Here is a 1122-nt window from a genome sequence, read left to right as displayed (position 1 = left end):
TCGATATCTGGGGCAAAACCTCGGATGAAGTCGGCAAGGCCATGATGGACCAGCTCAAAGTCGAAGACGTGATCCGCCGCGACGGCACCAAGTCGACGCAAGAATCGTTCAACGCCATTTACATGATGGCCGACTCCGGCGCGCGCGGTTCCGCAGCCCAGATTCGCCAGTTGGCCGGTATGCGTGGTCTGATGGCCAAACCGGATGGCTCGATTATCGAAACGCCGATTACCGCGAACTTCCGCGAAGGTCTGAACGTTTTGCAGTACTTCATTTCGACCCACGGCGCTCGTAAAGGTCTGGCCGATACGGCGCTGAAAACGGCTAACTCCGGTTACCTGACGCGTCGTCTGGTTGACGTGACGCAAGACTTGGTGGTGATCGAAGATGATTGCGGCACCATGAACGGCGCCGTCATGAAGGCACTGGTCGAAGGTGGTGAAGTCATCGAACCGTTGCGTGACCGTATCCTCGGCCGCGTGGTGGTGCATGACGTCGTCAATCCTGAAACCCAGGAAACGCTGTACGAAGCCGGCACCTTGATGGACGAAGACATGGTCGAAGAGATCGAGCGTCTGTCCATCGATGAAGTCAAGGTTCGCACGCCACTGACTTGCGATACGCGCTTCGGCCTGTGCGCCAAGTGCTATGGCCGCGACCTGGGCCGCGGCATGCTGGTCAACGCCGGCGAAGCCGTCGGTGTGGTGGCTGCGCAGTCGATTGGTGAGCCTGGTACCCAGCTGACCATGCGTACGTTCCACATTGGTGGTGCGGCATCGCGTGCAGCAGTGGCATCGTCGGTGGAAGCCAAGTCGAACGGTACCATCCGCTTCACGGCAACCATGCGTTACGTGACGAACGGCAAGGGCGCGCAAATCGTCATTTCCCGTTCCGGCGAAGTGCTGATTACCGACGACCATGGCCGTGAGCGTGAGCGTCATAAAGTACCGTACGGTGCGACCCTGATCGTCAAGGACGGCATGGTCATCAAGGCCGGTACGGCCCTGGCAACGTGGGATCCGCTGACCCGTCCGATCATTACCGAATACGCCGGTCAAGTGCGTTTCGAGAACGTCGAAGAAGGCGTCACCGTAGCCCGTCAGGTCGACGAAGTGACCGGTC

General features: G+C 59.4%; 1 pseudogene. It reads left to right on the top strand.

The window, feature by feature from the left end:
* Positions 1-1122: pseudogene (locus tag ASN89_RS25420) on the top strand (DNA-directed RNA polymerase subunit beta'); the annotation flags it as partial.

It is taken from the genome of Janthinobacterium sp. Ant5-2-1, assembly GCF_001445815.1.
In the GTDB taxonomy this organism is placed as follows: domain Bacteria; phylum Pseudomonadota; class Gammaproteobacteria; order Burkholderiales; family Burkholderiaceae_D; genus Janthinobacterium; species Janthinobacterium lividum_E.
This window is presented reverse-complemented; position numbering and strand designations above follow the sequence as displayed.